This is a genomic window from Mesorhizobium sp. P160927, assembly GCF_057766385.1.
This window is the reverse complement of record NZ_JBYMDW010000001.1, coordinates 5,976,426-5,991,657: the sequence shown is the minus strand read 5'-3', so window position 1 is coordinate 5,991,657 and position 15,232 is coordinate 5,976,426. Positions and strand designations below refer to the sequence as shown.

Here is a 15,232-nt window from a genome sequence, read left to right as displayed (position 1 = left end):
CGCGGCTCTCCAGGTTCTTCGCCGATTCCACTTCGAGATAGCCGACCGCGTCGGACAGCGACGACAGCGCCGACGGCAGGATGGCAAGCTTGCTGCCTGGGGCAAGACGATGCAGCAGGCCGGCGCCGATCGACGCCTCGCCGTCCCTGACGACAATGGGCCACTGCATCACCGCGTCCGTCTTGTCGGTGCCGAGACGCGCGCGTCGAGTTCGCCTTCGAACAGCGGCGTCGGTCGGGTGCGGCTGTCGGCCGAATATTGCTGCAGCACGGCCTGGCCAAGCTGCCGGTAAGTGACGTCTGGGTTTTCAGCGAGCTTCGACAGGATGGTGAAGGTGAACAGGCCGAAGCGCGGCGCATCGGCCGTGCGCTTGGGGAGTGGCATCTCCGGCGTCGTCTCCACCGTCTGCGCGGCATAAAAGGCGACCAGCTTGCCCTTGGTGACCGGTTCGCCGCTGGTCGGCGTCAGGTTGAAGGCGGGCTTGCGTTGGCCGTTCCCGTCGATGCCGCGCGAGGCGCTCGCGACGGTGTCCCCATAGGTCTTGATGGCCGCCGCCCTGGCGGCCTCGTCGCCACCGACCAGGTCGGCGAATTCGACCTTGCGATCCAACTCGTCGTCGACCTCCACCGCGCGGGTCGCGGTGCCGGAATGGCAGCAGTCGAACACCGCCCAGACGAAGGCGCCCTTGTCGCGGATGGCATCGAGCGCTTCGCCGATCTCATTGTCGACCAGTGCGTTCGGTACGCCGGCATCGCGGTTGATCCATTTTTCAATGTCGACGGGCAGGAAGATCTCGTCGAGACCCTCGGTTTCGTCGCCCTTGACCATTTCCGGCTGCTGCGCGCCGTGGCCGGACAAATGCAGGTAGACGAAGTCGTCGCGCTGAACCTTGACCGCAAGGTCGGCCAGTGCCGTCTTGATCGCGGCATGGGTCGGCAAGCCGTTGGCGCCGGGCACGTCCTTGGCCAGGAGCGTGACGTTCTCCGGCGCGAAACGTACCGGATCGGGCACGTTCTTCAGCAGGTACTCGTGGACCAGGCCGGCATCGTTCTTCGGCCCGATCAGCCAGTTCCTCCGCGGCAGGGCCGGATATTCGGTGCAGGCGACCAGCAGCGCATGGTAGGTGCGCGATGCGGCCAACGCCCGGGACGAAACCGTGCCGGCGGCCATCAGCGCGGACGTGCCGACAAGCAGCGTCCGGCGTGTCAATTTGATCATGTTGCTTCCCCAAGCCCGATCGAATTTCCCAAGCCCGATCGAATTTCCCAGGCGAAGCCATCCATGTCGAGGATTTTATCAGTATTTTGAATGTCGCCCGCTCATCAAGCCTGCGATCACCAATGTGCCGGCACGTCATCGATCGGTCCGGGACAACAACAGAAGAGTAGCAAAGAAGGCGGTTCGTCGCTATCTGAATGGGATCGGGTCGTTTGCACGCGCAGACAGCCCGCCAACAGCGCAGGACAAGTGGAACAGGACCATGGCGGCAAGGGATGTGCTGACGAAAAACCAGTTGTGCGTGCTCGAGAAACTCGAGATCGCCAGCGGCCCGCTCAGCGCCTACACCTTGCTCGATCAGCTTCGCGAGCGCGGTTTTCGCGCACCATTGCAGGTCTATCGCGCGCTCGACACACTGGTGAAATCAGGCTTCGTGCACCGGCTGGAAAGCATCAATTCCTTCGTCGCCTGCGCCGAGCCGCACGACCATAGCCACTCGATGACGGCCTTCGCCATCTGCGATACTTGCGGGCAGGTGACCGAAATGTCCGATCACGACGTCGACCACCGGCTGAACGAATGGGTCAACTCGACCGGCTTCGCCGCCAAGAAGGCGGTGATCGAATTTCGCGGGACCTGCGCGAAATGTTTGGCGCAAGCGGCCTGAGGGCCTCGCTAGCGCGTTAGTGTGCCTCGTCCCAGTTGTTGGCGGCCCGCGCGTCGACATGCAGCGGCACCGACATCGAAACCGCCGGCATCGCCGCGTTTTCCATGACATGGCGCACGACGGGGATCGTCGCCTCGACTTCCACTTCCACCGTTTCGAAGATAAGTTCGTCATGCACCTGCAGGAGCATGCGGGCCGACAGCTTGGCCTTGTCCAAGGCTTCCTCCATGCGGATCATGGCACGGCGGATGATGTCGGCGGCGGTGCCTTGCAGGCGGGCGTTGATCGAGGCGCGCTCGTTGAAGGCGCGCAGAGAAGGGTTCGACGACCTGATGTCGGGATAGTGGATGCGGCGGCCGAAGATCGTTTCGACGAAGCCGTGCTCGCGGGCATAGGCCTTGGTCTCCTCGATATAATCGCGGATGCCGGGAAAGCGCTCGAAGTATTTCTTGATGTAGGCGCTCGCCTCTTCGCGCGGGATCGACAGCTGGTTGGCGAGACCGAAAGCCGAGATGCCATAGATGATGCCGAAATTGATAGCCTTGGCGCGGCGGCGCACTTCCGAAGGCATACCCTCCACCGGCACGTTGAACATTTCCGACGCTGTGATGGCGTGGATGTCGGCGCCATCCGCAAAGGCCTGCCGCAACTGCGGGATTTCGGCGACATGGGCGAGCACGCGCAGTTCGATCTGGCTGTAGTCGGCTGACACCAGCCGGAGGCTCTTGTCGGTGATGAAGGCGGTCCGGATCTTGCGGCCTTCAGCCGTGCGCACCGGGATGTTCTGCAGGTTCGGGTCGGAAGACGACAGACGGCCCGTCGTCGTCGCGGCGAGCGCGTAGGAGGTGTGGACGCGTTTCGTGTCGGGATTGACGAAGCCGGGCAGGGCATCGGTGTAGGTCGATTTCAGTTTGGTCAGCTGGCGCCAATCGACGATCTTGCGCGGCAGTTCGTGCCCTTCCGCGGCAAGGTCTTCGAGCAGCTGCGCCGAGGTCGACCACTGGCCGGTCTTGGTCTTGGAGCCGCCGGGCAGGCCCATGCGGCCGAACAATATGTCGCCGAGCTGCTTGGGCGAGCCGATGTTGATGCGCTCGCCGATGAGCAGGTAGATTTCCTCCTCGAGCCGGGCCGCACCTTGCGCCAGTTCCCCCGACAGCCGCGACAGGATCTGCCGATCGACCGAAATGCCGCGCTGTTCCATGCGCGCCAGCACCGGCACCAGGGGCCGCTCCAGGCGTTCATAGACCGAGACCAGGCCCTTGGCTGCAAGCCGGGGCTTCAGCACCAGCCACAGCCGCAACGTCACGTCGGCATCCTCGGCGGCGTGAGCGGTCGCCCTGTCGATGTCGACCTGGTCAAAACCGACAGAGCTCTTCCCGGAGCCAGTCACGTCCTTGAGTTGAAGGGGTTTATGGCCAAGCCATTTGTCGGCAAGGGCATCCATGCCGTGGCCGTGCGGCGTGCCGGCGTCGAGCACGTAGGAGATCAGCATGGTGTCATCGAACGGCGCGACATCGATGCCGTAGCGGCTCATGATGACCAGATCATATTTCAGGTTCTGCGCGATCTTCAGCACCGACCTGTCCTCGAACAGGGGTTTGAGGACCGCCAGAGCCTCGCGAAGCGGAATCTGGTTTTCGAGCGTGCCGCCGCCAAGCAGGTCGCCATTGCCGCTCTTGTGGGCGAAGGGAATATAGCCGGCGCGGCCGGGCGCTGTGGCCATGGCCAAACCGATCAGTTCGGCCTGCATCGGATCGGTCGAGGTGGCCCTGACGTCGAAGGCAGCGATACCGGCCTCCCGCGCCTCGGCGACCCAGGCTTTCAGCGTCGCGATATCGCGGATGCCCTCATAGGCCGAGGTATCGATCTTGGCGGTCGCCGCTCTCTCCAGCCGCAATGCGGCCAGGAGGGAAGGGGTGTCGCCTTGTTTTGGCGTCTCCGTCGTCTCGATTTCAGCAGCCCGGGCAACGGGCGGTGTTCCGGCGCCGACATCGGGGCCATGTGCGTTATCGGCGCGTTCGACGGGCACCGCGATGGCCTGGACGTCGCCGGCCTCGGTGCCTGTCGCTTCCGCCACACGGCGCGTCAGCGAGGTGAATTCCATGGTCTTGAGGAAGCCAATCAGCTTCGGTCCGTCGGGGGCATGCAGGACGAAATCGTCCAATCCTTCCGCCACCGGCACATCGTTCTTCAGCGTCACCAACTGGCGCGAGATGCGCGCCTTGTCGGCGTTGGCGATGATCGATTCCCGCCTTTTCTCCTGCTTGATCTCGCCGGCGCGGGCGAGCAATTCGTCGAGGTCGCCGAACTGCTCGAGCAATTGCGCCGCGGTCTTTGGCCCAATGCCCGGCACGCCAGGCACATTGTCGACGGAGTCGCCCGTCAGCGCCTGCAGGTCGATCATCTTTTCCGGGGGCACGCCCCATTTCTCGACGACTTCCGGAATGCCGATCTGGCGATCCTTCATCGGGTCGTACATGCCGACGGTTTCGCCAACCAGCTGCATCAGGTCCTTGTCGGAGGAGATGATGGTGGTGTCGCCGCCGGCCTCGCAGGCCAGCCGGCAATAGGTGGCGATGAGATCGTCGGCCTCGAAGCCTTCCATCTCGACGCAAGGCAGGTTGAACGCCCTAGTTGCCTGGCGGATCAGGCCGAACTGCGGGATCAGATCCTCGGGCGGCGCCGAACGGTTGGCCTTGTATTCGGGATAAAGATCGTTGCGGAAGGTTTTCGAGGAATAGTCGAAGATGACGGCGAAATGCGTCGGCACTATGCCCACATCGGTGTTGCGGGCATCCTGCATCAGCTTCCACAGCATGTTGCAGAAGCCGGAAACGGCACCGACCGGCAGGCCGTCCGACTTGCGGGTCAGCGGCGGCAGCGCGTGATAGGCGCGGAAGATGTAGCCGGAGCCGTCGATGAGAAAGAGATGATCGCCTTTTTTCATGCCGGCAGGGATAGCGCGGCGCGATGGCTTGGTCCATGCCAAAGACATCGCCAGATACAACACCCTGACAGATCGTGACCCGGACGGATCGGAGGCATACAGGCCCGCTCACGGGGACGTTACAAAAGTGTAACGTTGACGCCCTTGAATCGCCACGTTCACAGACCCAAATAGACGTCATCGGCAGTTTTCGCCGAAGTCCGGAGCAAGGCCCGTCCCCCGCCTATACCGGACAATTGCGGCAGCCTATCCCCCCTCTCCGGGCTGCCGCATCGTTTCGAGTAAAAGGCCGCCGTGGTTCCCCCTCCACCACGGCGGCATTTTTTTGCCCGCGGCGGCCATCCGGGTCGTGGTCCAATCGCCCCGGGCTTTTCGTTTCGCCGCTCTGCCTTTACGGTTCCGGCACTGAATCGAAAGGCTATGCAAATGTCCGCAGTCTCCCCCGTCCTCTACCGTCTCGACAAGAATCTCGACCAGAGCCTGGAGCGGCTCTTCGGCCTGCTCGGGATCAAGTCGATCTCCACCGATCCAGCCTACGCCGCCGACTGCCGCAAGGCGGCGGAATGGCTGGTGGCGGAACTCAAACTGATCGGCTTCGACGCCAGCGTGCGCGACACGCCGGGCCACCCAATGGTGGTTGCGCATCATGATGGGCCGGCTGGGGCGCCGCATGTGCTGTTCTACGGCCATTACGACGTGCAGCCGGTCGACCCGATCGAACTGTGGGAAAACGACCCCTTCGCCCCCGCGATCAAGGAGGTCGGACCTGGTCACAAGATCATCACCGGGCGCGGCTCGGCCGACGACAAGGGTCAGCTGATGACCTTTGTCGAGGCATGCCGTGCCTGGAAACAGGTGCACGGCAGCCTGCCGTGCCGGGTCACCATCCTGTTCGAAGGCGAGGAGGAATCCGGCTCGCCCTCGCTGAAGCCGTTCCTCGAGGCCAATGCCGAGGAGCTCAAGGCTGACTTCGCGCTGGTCTGCGATACCAGCATGTGGGACCGCGACACGCCGTCGATCTGCGTCGGGCTACGCGGTCTGGTCGGCGAGGAGATCACGGTTAAGGCCGCCGACCGCGACCTGCATTCGGGCCTGTATGGCGGGGCTGCCGCCAACCCGATCCGCATCCTGGCCAAGGTGCTGGCCGACATCCACGACAAGGACGGCCATATCACCATCCCGGGCTTCTATGACGGCGTCGAGGAAACCCCCTCGCAGGTGCTGAAATCATGGGAGACGCTGGGCGAGACGGCCGAGACCTTCCTCGGCCCTGTCGGCTTGTCGATCCCATCGGGCGAAAAAGGCCGCTCGGTGCTGGAACTGACCTGGGCGCGACCCACCGCCGAATTCAACGGCATCATCGGTGGCTACACCGGCAAGGGTTTCAAGACCGTCATCGCGGCGGAAGCCTCGGCAAAGGTCTCGTTCCGCCTTGTCCATAAGCAGGATCCGGCCAAGATCCGCGCGGCCTTCCAGAAATTCGTCAAGGAACGCATCCCAGCCGATTGTACGGTCGAATTCCACGCTCATGGCGGCTCACCGGCAATCCAGCTTTCTTACGACTCGCCCTTCCTGGCCAAGGCCAAGACAGCGCTTTCCGACGAATGGCCAAAGCCCGCGGTGACGACCGGCAGCGGCGGCTCCATTCCGGTCGTGGGCGACTTCCAGACCTATCTCGGCATGGAATCGCTGCTGGTCGGGTTCGGCCTCGATGACGACCGCATCCACTCGCCCAACGAGAAATACGAGCTCAGCTCCTTCCACAAGGGCCAGCGCTCCTGGGCGCGCATTCTGGATGCGCTGACACGCTGAGCGCGGAAAACACGTTTTCTTGTTGATTTTTCACCGGATCGCGGCGAGGACGGGTAACGCCGCGACCCGGAGAAAACGATGAGCGATATCCGCTTCCATAAAAACGATCTGCCCGACCTTTCGCACTACGATGTCGCGGCGGTGGCGATCGATACGGAAACGCTTGGCCTCAAACCGCACCGAGACCGGCTCTGCGTGGTGCAGATCTCGCCTGGCGACGGCAGCGCCGATGTCATCCAGATCGCGCCGGGCCAGAAGGAGGCATCGAACCTGGTCAAGCTGCTGGCAAACGACAGGGTGACCAAGCTGTTCCACTACGGTCGCTTCGACCTCGCCGTGCTCTACCACGCGTTTGGCGTGATGGCCGAGCCGGTGTTCTGCACCAAGATCGCCTCGCGGCTGACGCGCACCTATACCGACCGGCACGGGCTGAAGGACATCTGTTTCGAGCTTCTCGGCGTCGGCCTGTCCAAGGCGCAGCAATCGTCGGATTGGGCGGCCGAAACGCTGTCGCCCGAACAGCTCGAATACGCCGCCTCCGATGTGCTCTATCTGCATCGTTTGCGCGATGCGCTGGCGGGACGGCTGGCGCGCGAGGGCCGCACTAAGGAGGCGGACGCCTGTTTCCGCTTCCTGCCGACGCGGGCCAAGCTTGACCTGATGGGCTGGGACGAAGAGGATATCTTCGCTCACAGCTGAGAAAAGGGATGAGATGGCGGACAGAAAGCCGATATCGACCGCGCCGACCGACGGCTCAAAGGTCACCGTCACCTGGAAGGACAGCGACGGCGTCCTCAATGAATCCATAGCGCAATACCGCGACGGCGGCTGGTGGGTCTACACCGACAGTCATACGCAGAAGAAGGTCGAGCCGACCAGCTGGCGGCCCGCTGCCAGCGACGACGACGACCAGTGAGCGCCGCTGGTGGGACGGGGTGCTTTCGACTAGCCTGAAGTCGTTGATATCCGGGCCGATTCGGAGCCTTCCGCTCCGCACCCGCCCTCTTGCACGGAGAAACCCGCCATGGGTGTCGAAAGCCTTCTCGTCTTCATCCTCATCGGTGCCATCGCCGGCTGGCTCGCCGGTCTCATCGTTTCGGGTTTCGGCTTCGGCCTGATCGGCAACATCATCGTCGGCATTATCGGCGCCTTCATCGCTGGCTGGCTGTTTCCGCGCATCGGCTTGTCGATCGGCGGTGGCATCATCGCCTCCATAATCCATGCCACGATCGGCGCCATCATCCTTTTGGTTCTGGTCAGGGTCCTGAAACGAGCCTGAGGCTCGGCATGACAGAAGGCGCGCCATGAAGCAGAACACGCTCTATCTCCTCATTGGCGTGCTCATCATCGTGATCATCGCACTGGGCGTCTACGTCTACCGCGAGCAGGCCAGGCCGAAAGGCGTCGAACTCAGGATCGACGACAAGGGCATTTCAATCCAGCAGAACTGAACCCGCCGGGCGGATCCAGGAGCGTGACATGGAGGCTTCCGACGCATGGCAGAGCGGAGAGCGGCCCAGGATCACCGTGGCGGAATGGGAGAGGTTGAACCGGCCGCCACGACGCGAGGCGTTGCTGCGCTATTACTGGCGGACTTTTCGCTTCCTGAGGACATCCGCGCCGATCAGCGAATTGCAGGGACGACAGCAATCGTTCCGTGACGCGGTCGTGGCCACTGTTGCCTTCAACCGGCCTGATGTGATCGCATGGCAGATCCACCTCGTGCGCCGACACCTGGCCGAGCACGAGAGCTATGTCGTCTTCGACAACAGCAAGAAGGAGGAGGCGAGGGAAGCCATCCGCGACCTCTGCCAGCGCCAGCACGTCCCCTATGTAGCGTTGCCGAGGAACAGGCTGACGGTCAGCAGATCGCACGGCCAGGCGCTCAACTGGATCGTGCGCAATTTCATGACCGGCTTGGCCCCGAAGGTCTTCGGCTTCATCGACCATGACATCTTTCCGACGGAACCGTTTTCAATCCACGACCGGCTGAAGGGCAAGACCATTTACGGCAGTGTCCGCCGCGACACGCCGACGCCGGGCGGCTGGTTCTTGTGGCCCGCCTTCTGTTTTTTCGACGGAAGCCTGTTGCGACAGCGGCTGGATTTCGCGCCGAGCTACAAATTCCGTATGGACTCGGGTGGCGGCAACTGGCCGCTGCTCTACCGCACGATCGACCATGCGCTGGTCAGATTTACCGAGAACAAGTTGCTGCGCTGCGGCGAGGGCGATGACGAGCACGAGGATTTCTTCATGTCGGTCGACGGCTGGCTGCATGTTACCAATGCCTCGAACTGGCGAAGGCAGCCGGTCGACAGGCGCGAACAACTCATCGCCTTGTTGCGGCAGGCTGCGGGTCCTGACCAGTTGGATGTGAAGTTCGAGCCGATCTAAAAGGTTCGCCATGTCGCGTCGGCTCCAAATGGCCTTTGATCGACAAACGCGAGCCAGCCGATCCAGATCGCGGCCAACTCGCTGCACGTGCAGACCTGGCGGCTCGCCCTGCAAGCGGTCGACTGTCTCGACGGCCGAAAGCGGCACACACTGTTTGGTCGCTGGCGATCGAGGAGCAACGGGCGTCGCGACCCGGCGCGTTCAATCGGTGTACGCGACGAGGAGACCTTTCTGGGGGGGCGGGCCAGTGTCGAGGAAGGCGGCCCGAAGGGCCTCGACATCGACCGATCGAACAGTGTCGTTGCGGTCACCTGCGAGGTAGGCGCTGGCCTTCTATCCGCTGGCGTCGATTGTCGGAACGGCAAGCTCGGGGATCGAGCCAGGCTCGGCGCGCTTTTAGGCACCGGCCGTTTCCCTGGTGGCGAACCGACGGTGTCGGAGAGAAGAGGATTAACAAATTCCTAACGGAATTCAGAGGTTTGGCCGAAGGCCTGCTTAACCCGCCCTTAAATCGCCGCATCTACTCTTCAACCCGAGCGCCATTGGCACCGGGGACATCAAGCGCAGCGCATGGCGAACCGCAGAGACAGTCGCATCGAGCCCAGCTTCGAGGGACCGCCGCGAGCGAGATCCCAGACGGGTCTTTCGGTGAGCGAGGAGGACCGCGTCGTGCCGAGCAACAGCAAAGCCTCCGCCAAACGCAAATCATCCAAGGCGAAATCGTCGCGGGGGAAGCGCGGCGGAGGCGGGCGCGGGCTGTTCGGCGTGCTCGGCCGGCTGTTCTACTGGTGCTTCGTGCTCGCCATCTGGGGCGGCATCGCGGTGGCCGGCGTCGTCATCTACTACGGCGCCAAGATGCCGGCGGCCACGACCTGGTCGATTCCCGATCGTGCGCCCAACATCAAGATCGTCTCGGCCGATGGGCAATTGCTCGCCAATCGCGGCATGAGCGGCGGCGAGGCTGTCGGCCTGCACGAAATGTCGCCCTATATCCCCGAGGCAGTCATCGCCATCGAGGACCGCCGTTTCTATTCGCATTTCGGTGTCGATCCGATCGGCCTGTCGCGCGCAATGGTCACCAACCTCATCGGCGGGCATTTCTCGCAAGGCGGTTCGACGCTGACGCAGCAATTGGCCAAGAACCTGTTCCTGACGCCGGACCGTACATTGGAGCGTAAAGTGCAGGAGGTGCTGCTGGCCCTGTGGCTCGAGCACAAGCACAGCAAGGACCAGATCCTCGAAATGTACCTCAACCGGGTCTATTTCGGCTCCGGCGCCTATGGCGTCGAGGCGGCCTCGCGCCGTTATTTCGGCAAGAGCGCGCGCGACGTCACGCTGTCCGAAGCCGCCCTGCTTGCCGGCCTCTTGAAGGCGCCCTCGCGGCTGTCGCCGGCGCGCGATCCCAAGGCCGCCGAGGAGCGTTCGCAGCTGGTGCTCGGGGCCATGCGCGAGGAGGGCAAGATCAGCGAAAAGGAGCTGAAAACGGCGCTCAGCGCACCGGCGACGCGCTCGCCATCCTACTGGACCGGTTCGGAAAATTATGTCGCCGACACCATCATGGAAGAATTGCCCGACCTGATCGGCGACGTGCGCGGCGATATCGTCATCGATTCTACCGTGGACCTGAACCTGCAGAAGCTCGCCGAAAAATCGATCCGCCGGCTGATCGACGACAGCGGCAAGAAGCTCAACGTGACCCAGGGCGCGCTGGTGTCGATCGACGATTCCGGCGCGGTACGGGCCATGGTCGGCGGCTACGACTATTCGACCAGCCAGTTCGACCGCGCCTCGGAGGCGCGCCGGCAGCCGGGCTCGGCGTTCAAGCCGTTTGTCTATATGGCGGCACTTGAGGCCGGCCGCACGCCTGACAGCATCCGCAACGATGCGCCGATCAAGATCGGCAACTGGACACCGGACAATTACGGCGGCAAGTACTTTGGCAAGGTCACCTTGGCGACAGCGCTGGCAAAATCACTGAACTCGGTTGCCGCGCAGCTGACCATGGAAGTCGGGCCGAACGCGGTGGTGGAAGCCGCGCACCGCATGGGCATCCAGTCCGACCTGCAGGCCAACACCTCGATCGCGCTCGGCACCTCGGAAGTGACGCCACTGGAGCTGACTTCGGCCTATGTGCCCTTCGCCAATGGCGGCTACAAGCCGGACATTCATTTCATCCGCCGCGTGACGACGTCGGACGGCAAGGTGCTCTATGATAGCGCCGGCGGCAGCGCACCGCGCGTGATCAAGCCCGAGATCGTCGGCATGATGAATTCGATGATGACCGGCACGGTCGAGGTCGGCACCGCCAGGAAGGCGGCTTTCGCCTGGCCGTCGGCAGGCAAGACCGGCACCAGCCAGAATTCGCGCGACGCCTGGTTCGTCGGCTATACCGCCAATCTGACCACCGGCGTATGGTTCGGCAATGATGACGGCACGGCGATGAAGAAGGTCACCGGCGGCGCGCTGCCGGCGCAGGCCTGGCACGAATTCATGGTCGCCGCGCATGAGGGCGTGCCGGTGCGGCCGCTGCCCGGCACCTGGAAATCGACTCCGGCCGACACCATCGTGCCCGACGAAATTCCCTCGGCCAGCAACAACCAGCCGGCACCGGTTCCGCCGGCGTCAGTCGGCCAGCAGGCGCCGGCCGCGCAGGCCGCGGGACAGGCGACGCCAGCGCCGGTCCGTGCGGCGCGGCCTGCCCAGACCGTCGATGCCGATGGCTTCGATATGCCGGCGGATGACGGCACCACCGCTTCGGTCGGACATCCGGTGCCGCCAGGCAGCGTCGGCGGTCGGCTCAAGAAACGGCAGACGTCGATCCTGGATATCCTTGGCGGCGGCTAGTTCGGGCGGCGGCTAGTTCGCCCGTGGCTTGGCACTGCCCAGTTTCTTGCTGTCAAAGGTCAGCTTGTCGCTGTGGATCTTTCCGTCGCTGACGGTGAGATGCTTGGCGCAGGACAGCGCCCCCGACGACTTCGTCATCAGGTCGTACATCAACAGCGCCTGGTGGTCGTCCCCGAACGCGGCGATCATGCGCACACCGGTCACGTCCTCGGAGAGCTTCGTAAGCCCCTTCAAGTAAGGTTCCTTGCCGGTCGATTGCTGCATCGGCCCATCGAAAACGACATCGTCGGCAACGTAGGACGCCGCCTTTTCAAGGTCGTGGCTCGTCCACGCCTTCGTGAAGGCCGTTGCGATGTCGAGGGGAGCTGGCTGTGCCATGGCTTTCTCCTGATGGATTGGTGTGAACCCAGATCTTGCGATTGTCGAAACCAACGGCAAGCCGGCGTCCAGGTTCCTCATGTCGGCCCATGGTGACATTTCGGCCTCTCGCCTCCGAGACACGGTTCGGCTACACCTCCGGCCGGAGACCGCGACATGGCTGAACTCGACACCAGAAAAACCATCGTGCTGACCGGCGCCAGCCGCGGTATCGGCCATGCCACGGTCAAGCGCTTTTCGCGCGAGGGTTGGCGCGTCATCACCTGTTCGCGCCAGGCCTTTGCCGAGGATTGCCCGTGGCCGGCAGGGCCGGAAGACCACATCAAGGTCGACCTCGCCGATCAGGAAGATGTCGGTATTGCGGTCTCGGAAATCCGCCATCGGCTGGAAGCGCATGGCGGCCACCTGCACGCGCTGGTCAACAACGCCGGCATTTCGCCCAAGCTCAAGGATGGCAACAGCCGCATGAACTCGATCGACACGCCGATGCATGTCTGGCGCGACGTGTTCCAGGTCAATTTCTTCGCGCCGATCATGCTGGCACGCGGCCTGTTCAAGGAATTGGCGGCGGCGAAAGGCTCGATCGTCAATGTGACATCGATCGCCGGCACCCGCGTGCATCCCTTCGCCGGCACCGCCTATGCGACGTCGAAGGCCGCTCTCGGCTCACTGACGCGCGAGATGGCGCATGATTTCGGCCCGCACGGCATCCGTGTCAACGCCATCGCGCCAGGCGAGATCGACACCGCGATCCTGTCGCCGGGCACGGAAAAGATCGTCGAGACCATCCCACTGCGGCGCCTGGGCACCACGGCGGAAGTCGCCGACATCATCTTCTTCCTGTGCTCCGGGCAGGCATCCTATGTCACCGGCTCGGAAATCCACATCAATGGCGGCCAGCACGTGTGAACTGGTGGGAGCCAAGGCCCGCTCATCTGGTCGGGGTGACAACAGCCTTGGCAATTCATTCGTGGCTTGATCAACGCGCCTGTGGGCAGCGCCTGCTCAGGCAGCGGACGGTTCAGCGACACGCGACTTGTGGCCAAGCACCTCGTCGACAATGCCACGCGCGATTTCGCGTTCGCCCATGATCACCGTATTGGCGCCGAGCCCCTTGAGATGCTCGACCTCGGCGTCGGAATGGGCGCGGGCGACGACGTTGATGTTGGGATTGGCGGCGCGCGCCCTCAGCACGATCTGGCCGGCCTCGAAGGCATTGGGGATGGCAAGGATCAGCCGCGTGGCGCCTTCGGGATTGGCGGCGGCGAAGACTTCGGTGTTGGCGGCGTTGCCGGCGACGGTTTCGATGCCGTCTGCTTTCAGCCTCGCCAGCGTCTTGTCGGCGTCCTCGATGACAAGGAAAGGCCGTGCTGCATCTTTCAACGCCGCGCCGACGAGGCCGCCGACGCGGCCGTAGCCGATCAGGATGGCATGACCGGTGAGCGCCGTCCTTGGTGGCGGGCCGTCTTCCTTTTTGGACGCTACGGGGACCGAGGCGACTTGGCCCGGTTCCGTCGCTGGACCAACCGGCTTGGCGTCCGTCGGCGGTGCCGTCCTGGCGGCGCGGGCCTCGAGCCACGGCTTCATCCAATCGATGATCAGGAACATCAGCGGGTTGAGTACGATCGAAAGGATGGCACCGGCCAGGATGAGGTCACGTCCCTGTTCCGGCAGAAGTTTCAGCCCGACGCCGAGTTCGGCCAGGATGAAGGAGAATTCGCCGATCTGGGCGAGGCTGGCCGAAATCATCAAGGCCGTGGCCAACGGATAGCCGAAGGCGACGACGATGACGAACGCCGCCAGCGACTTGCCGATGACGATGATGGCCAGCGTCGCCAGGATCGGCAGGCCGTTGCTGAACAGGCTGAACGGGTCGAACAACATGCCGACGGAGACGAAGAACAGCACCGAGAAAGCATCGCGCAGCGGCAGCGATTCTTCCGCGGCGCGGTGGCTGAGCTCGGATTCGCTCATGATCATACCGGCGAAAAAGGCGCCCAGCGCCAGCGAGACGCCGAACAGTTTTGCCGCGCCGAAGGCGACGCCGAGCGCTATTGCCAGCACCGAGAGGCGGAACAGTTCGCGCGACCCGGTATGGGCGACATAGTGCAGGATCCACGGAATGACCCTGCGGCCGACCACCAGCATGACGACGACGAAGGCGGCGACCTTCGCCAGCGTGATGCCGACGACACCCCAGATGCCATAAATGGCCGGCAGCGACAGCAGGCCGCTCGAATGGGCATCGGCCTGTTCCTGGCCGCCGAGCACGCCGGCAAGTGCCGGCAACAGCACCAGCGCCAGCACCATGGCCAGATCCTCAACGATCAGCCAGCCGACGGCGATGCGGCCGCGCTCGGTCTCGATCAGGCGGCGTTCCTGAAGCGCGCGCAGCAGCACCACGGTCGAGGCGACCGACAGCGCCAGGCCAAACACCAGGCCCGCGCCCATCGACCAGCCGAGCATCCAGGACAGCCCGGCGCCGAGCGCCGTGGCGAAGCCGATCTGGACAATGGCGCCCGGCACGGCAATGGCGCGGACCGACAGAAGGTCCTTCAGCGAAAAATGCAGGCCGACGCCGAACATCAGGAGGATGACGCCGATTTCGGCCAATTCGTTGGCAAGGCCACCGTCGGCGACAAAACCGGGTGTGTTCGGCCCAACCAGCACGCCGGCTACGAGATAGCCGACCAGTGGCGGAATGCGGAACCGATTGGCGAGGGCGCCGAAGACGAATGCCAGCCCCAGACCGGCGACGATGGTGGCGATAAGGGGCGTGTCATGCGGCATTGTCTATGGAGCGCCTTTTAAGCTAGCGATGTTGGATATGCGCCGCCCTAAGCCGCCGCCTGTTTGCAATATGGTGGACGGGGTGTTGGCGATGCAACCCGCAAAGCCGCGAAATCAACGTCGAGACGGCAAAAACTTGACCGGCGGCTGAGTGACTGCCGGTCAAGTGCCTGGGTTCAGTG

The 15,232-nt window shown here is 63.6% G+C and carries 13 protein-coding genes; 9 read left to right on the top strand and 4 right to left on the bottom strand.

Going from position 1 to position 15,232, the window contains the following annotated elements:
• Positions 1–168: 168 nt before the first annotated feature.
• On the bottom strand, positions 169–1,218 hold the full coding sequence (locus AC3CB8_RS29340; RefSeq protein WP_023793726.1) for a caspase family protein: 1,050 nt from the start codon (positions 1,216–1,218) through the stop codon (positions 169–171).
• Between the two features lie 262 nt (positions 1,219–1,480).
• Between AC3CB8_RS29340 and AC3CB8_RS29335 the strand changes: the two genes are divergently transcribed.
• Positions 1,481–1,885 carry a Fur family transcriptional regulator gene (locus AC3CB8_RS29335; RefSeq protein ID WP_015315682.1) on the top strand — a complete coding sequence of 135 codons (405 nt, stop codon included), beginning with the start codon at positions 1,481–1,483 and terminating at the stop codon, positions 1,883–1,885.
• Positions 1,886–1,901: 16 nt separating this feature from the next.
• Here the strand turns inward: AC3CB8_RS29335 and polA are convergent, their stop codons facing one another.
• Positions 1,902–4,832, bottom strand: coding sequence for a DNA polymerase I (gene polA, locus AC3CB8_RS29330; RefSeq protein WP_023781078.1), 2,931 nt, complete (start codon positions 4,830–4,832; stop codon positions 1,902–1,904).
• A 426-nt stretch (positions 4,833–5,258) separates the two neighbouring features.
• Here polA and AC3CB8_RS29325 point away from each other — a divergent pair, with 426 nt between their 5' ends.
• The 7 genes from AC3CB8_RS29325 (at position 5,259) to AC3CB8_RS29295 (ending at position 11,882) form a co-directional block, all read left to right on the top strand.
• The gene (locus AC3CB8_RS29325; protein WP_435053061.1) at positions 5,259–6,644 is read left to right on the top strand and encodes a M20/M25/M40 family metallo-hydrolase; all 1,386 of its coding nucleotides are present in this window, start codon (positions 5,259–5,261) and stop codon (positions 6,642–6,644) included.
• Positions 6,645–6,722: 78 nt separating this feature from the next.
• Positions 6,723–7,343, top strand: coding sequence for a ribonuclease D (locus AC3CB8_RS29320; RefSeq protein ID WP_031247688.1), 621 nt, complete (start codon positions 6,723–6,725; stop codon positions 7,341–7,343).
• Between the two features lie 13 nt (positions 7,344–7,356).
• On the top strand, positions 7,357–7,560 hold the full coding sequence (locus tag AC3CB8_RS29315; protein ID WP_023770648.1) for a hypothetical protein: 204 nt from the start codon (positions 7,357–7,359) through the stop codon (positions 7,558–7,560).
• A gap of 108 nt (positions 7,561–7,668) precedes the next feature.
• A complete protein-coding gene (locus AC3CB8_RS29310; protein WP_023770647.1) occupies positions 7,669–7,923 on the top strand; it encodes a GlsB/YeaQ/YmgE family stress response membrane protein in 255 nt (84 codons plus the stop codon).
• 25 nt (positions 7,924–7,948) lie between these two features.
• The gene (locus tag AC3CB8_RS29305; protein WP_352566027.1) at positions 7,949–8,095 is read left to right on the top strand and encodes a hypothetical protein; all 147 of its coding nucleotides are present in this window, start codon (positions 7,949–7,951) and stop codon (positions 8,093–8,095) included.
• Between the two features lie 28 nt (positions 8,096–8,123).
• A complete protein-coding gene (locus AC3CB8_RS29300; RefSeq protein WP_023770645.1) occupies positions 8,124–9,038 on the top strand; it encodes a hypothetical protein in 915 nt (304 codons plus the stop codon).
• Positions 9,039–9,608: 570 nt separating this feature from the next.
• Positions 9,609–11,882 carry a transglycosylase domain-containing protein gene (locus tag AC3CB8_RS29295; RefSeq protein WP_023770644.1) on the top strand — a complete coding sequence of 758 codons (2,274 nt, stop codon included), beginning with the start codon at positions 9,609–9,611 and terminating at the stop codon, positions 11,880–11,882.
• 12 nt (positions 11,883–11,894) lie between these two features.
• On the opposite strand, the gene AC3CB8_RS29290 is transcribed toward AC3CB8_RS29295, so the two are convergent.
• Positions 11,895–12,260: a nuclear transport factor 2 family protein gene (locus AC3CB8_RS29290; RefSeq protein WP_023793737.1), complete on the bottom strand. Its 366-nt coding sequence runs from the start codon at positions 12,258–12,260 to the stop codon at positions 11,895–11,897.
• Positions 12,261–12,416: 156 nt separating this feature from the next.
• Here AC3CB8_RS29290 and AC3CB8_RS29285 point away from each other — a divergent pair, with 156 nt between their 5' ends.
• Positions 12,417–13,169: an SDR family NAD(P)-dependent oxidoreductase gene (locus tag AC3CB8_RS29285; protein WP_352566030.1), complete on the top strand. Its 753-nt coding sequence runs from the start codon at positions 12,417–12,419 to the stop codon at positions 13,167–13,169.
• A 96-nt stretch (positions 13,170–13,265) separates the two neighbouring features.
• On the opposite strand, the gene AC3CB8_RS29280 is transcribed toward AC3CB8_RS29285, so the two are convergent.
• Complete coding sequence (locus AC3CB8_RS29280; RefSeq protein WP_352566032.1) at positions 13,266–15,050, bottom strand: cation:proton antiporter domain-containing protein; 1,785 nt, start codon at positions 15,048–15,050, stop codon at positions 13,266–13,268.
• Positions 15,051–15,232: the final 182 nt, after the last annotated feature.